Origin of the sequence: Micromonospora maritima, assembly GCF_902825405.1 — a bacterium.
In the GTDB taxonomy this organism is placed as follows: Bacteria; Actinomycetota; Actinomycetes; order Mycobacteriales; family Micromonosporaceae; genus Micromonospora; species Micromonospora maritima.
Window position 1 is genome coordinate 1 of sequence record NZ_CADEAU010000575.1, and the last position, 3,161, is coordinate 3,161.

The window sequence follows — 3,161 nt, forward strand, 5'->3', positions numbered from 1 at the left end:
GGACAGCGGGGCCCGCCCGAGCTGGGCGCGCAGCCGGGGCAGGGGCAACGCGCCGGTGAGCAGCGCCCGGGCCAGCCGCCCGATCCCCCGCAGGTCGGCCAGCGCGGTGGCGACGATGTCGACCCGGCTGTCCGGGTCGTCCACCCAGTCCACCGGCACCTCGTGGATGCGCAGCCCGGCGCGCTGGGCCAGGACCAGCAGTTCGGTGTCGAAGAACCAACCGGTGTCCCGTACCAGCGGCAGCAGCTCGGCCGCCACGTCGGCGCGGATCGCCTTGAACCCGCACTGCGCGTCGGAGAAGCGCACCGCGAGCGTGCCGCGCAGCAGCAGGTTGTAGCCCCGGGAGATCACCTCACGCTTGGTGCCCCGGACCACCCGGCTGGTACGCGCCAGCCGGGTGCCGATGGCCAGGTCGGAGTGACCGGAGATGAGCGGCGCCACGAGCGGCAGCAACGCGGCCAGGTCGGTGGAGAGGTCCACGTCCATGTACGCGAGCACCGGCGCCGGCGAGGCGGACCAGGCGGCGCGCAGCGCCCGCCCCCGCCCCTTCTCCGCCAGGTGCACCACCTCCACCCCGGGCAGTTCGGCGGCGAGCGCCTCGGCGACCGCCCGGGTGCCGTCCACGCTGGCGTTGTCGGCCACCGTGATCCGGAACGGGTACGGGAAGTGCGCGCTCAGGTGCGCGTGCAGCCGTCGGACACAGGGGCCGAGGTCGGCCTCCTCGTTGTAGACCGGGACCACCACGTCCAGCACGGCGCCCTCGGCGGTGGGCCGGGCCCGGACGGCGGCCCGGGGCTCCTGCGTGAAGGTCATCGCTCAGCCCTGCCTTCCGCTGCTCAGGTCGTAGACGGTGACGCCGTCGACGGTGGTGGCGGTGAACGTCTGCGCGACCCAGGTGGCGATCTCGCCCGAGGTGTCGCTGCCACCGTTGGCCGGGAACCCGCCGCCGCCGATGAAGTAGTGGACGCGTCCGTCGGCGACGTACTTCTGGAACTGGGCCAGCGTCGGCGACGGGTCGCTGCCGTTGAAGCCGCCGATCGGCATCACCGGCTCACCGGTGGCGAGCTGGTAGCCGGAGGCGTTGTTCGAGCCGATCGTGGCGGCCACCCAGGTGTAGTCGTCCGCGTCGGCCTTCAGCAGCGCCGTCATCTCGGCGCTCGGCTCGCGGGCGTCGAGCAGCCCACCCATGCCGCCGCCGCGCTGCCCCCGGCCCCCGCCGTCCGGACCGGTGCCGCCGTTACGGCCGCCGGGCATCGCCGGCAGTTGGCCGCCGCCCGGGAAGCCCGGGAAGGCGCCCGTCCCGTTCGACCCGCCGTCCTGGCCTCCCGGGAGGCCAGGGAGCGCACCGGTGCCGCCGCCGGGAAAGCCCGGGAACTGGCCCGTGCCACCGCCCGGGAAGCCCGGAAACTCGCCGCTGCCGCCGCCCGGGAAGCCGGGGAAGCCGCCCCGACCGCCGGGCCCGAAGCCGCCGGCCACGGCCGGACCGGCGCTCGGGATCGCGCCGGTGTGCGGGGTGCCTGCCGTCTGCAGCGCGTACGCCGCCGGCCCGGCCACCCCCACCGCCAGCCCGAGCCCCACCACCACCGCACCGAGCCACCGTCCCGCGCGCCCCCCGCGCCGAGCCGGGGTGGCCGAGGGGGACGCGTCCGCTCCGGCCCGGTCGCCCGACGCCGGCTCCCCGGCCACGGGGGTGGTGCGCGGGAGGAGGAAGAGCAGCAGGAGGAGGGCCGCCACGGCCAGGCCGGCGGCCAGCACGGTGGGACGCAGCCAGGGGTGCCACTCCGGGCTGCGCCCGAGCAGGTGCCACGACCACCAGGCGGTCACCGCCATGGTGCCGGACAGGAACAGCGTGGCGACCAGGCCGCGCCACCGGCCGGCGAACGCGCCCAGCGGTCGACGCCGCCCGACGGGTGCCGGCGGGGACGAGGGGACGCCGGCCGGCGGGACCGGGCCGGTCGGGGCGACGGCCACCGGTGGGATCGGGGTGGGAACCGGTGCGCTGCGGGCCCGCCAGAGCAGGGTGGTTCCGATGCCGACGAGCGCGCCGACGGCAGGGGCCAGGGCGACGGTGTAGTAGGCGTGGAAGATCCCGGACATGAAGCTGAAGATCAGCCCGGTGACCAGCAGCCAGCCACCCCAGAGCAGCAGGCCGGCCCGGGTCCGGTCGGTACGCGGCGCGCGCCCGGCCAGCCAGAGGCCGGCGACCAGCAGGATCAGCGCGGCCGGGAGCAGCCAGGAGATCTGACCGCCGACCTCGGTGTCGAACATCCGCAGCAGGCCGGCCTGGCCGGAGAACGGTCCGCCGCCCCCGCCGCCCGGCCGCGCTCCCCCACCGACACTGCCCACCTCGTCACCGGTGATCCGGCCCAGTCCGTTGTAGCCGAGCGTCAGCTCCAGGATGCTGTTGTTCTGCGAGCCACCGATGTAGGGACGTGCGCTTGCCGGCACCAGCTCCACGATCGCCACCCACCAGCCGGCGGAGACCACCACGGCCAGCCCGGCCAGCAGCAGGTGCCGGATCCGCCGGCCGGGCCCGGTCGGTGCGGATAGCAGGTAGACCCCGGCGAAGACCGGGATCACCAGGAACGCCTGGAGCATCTTGGTCAGGAAGCCGAGACCGACGAGCGTGCCGGTCAGCGCGAGCCACCGCGCGCTCGCCGTCTCCACCGCCCGCACCGTCGCGTACGCGGCGGCGACCAGCAGGAACACCAGCAGCGCGTCCGGGTTGTTGAACCGGAACATCAGCGTGGCCACCGGCGTGAGCGCGAGCACCGCGCCGGCGAGCAGGCCGGCCGTCGGGCCGTACCAGCGGCGGACCGCGGCGTACAGCACCCCGACCGAGGCGACGCCGAGAAGTGCCTGCGGCACCAGGATCGACCAGCTGCTCAGGCCGAACAGGCGCACGGTGAGCGCCATCAGCCAGAGCGACGCCGGGGTCTTGTCGACGGTGATCGAGTTGGCCGCGTCCGAGGAGCCGAAGAAGAACGCCTCCCAGCTCTGCGAGCCGGCCTGCACGGCGGCGGAGTAGAACGCGTTGCCCCAGCCGGAGGCGCCGAGTCCCCACAGGTAGAGCAACCCGGTGGCGGCCAGCAGGCCGAGCAGCGCCGGGCGGACCCACCGCGGCTCGCGACCCGGCGGACCGGCCGGCGGGTCCGCCGGGG

General features: G+C 75.5%; 2 protein-coding genes. Both read right to left on the minus strand.

The annotated features are described in order from the left end of the window. Nucleotides 1–813 (minus strand): dolichyl-phosphate beta-glucosyltransferase (locus HUW36_RS29290; RefSeq protein WP_174531074.1); only part of this gene is annotated, 813 nt, incomplete at its 3' end. Nucleotides 814–816: 3 nt separating this feature from the next. Continuing rightward, a complete protein-coding gene (locus HUW36_RS29295; protein WP_246248383.1) occupies nucleotides 817–3,102 on the minus strand; it encodes a glycosyltransferase family 39 protein in 2,286 nt (761 codons plus the stop codon). Between the last annotated feature and the right edge of the window lie 59 nt (nucleotides 3,103–3,161).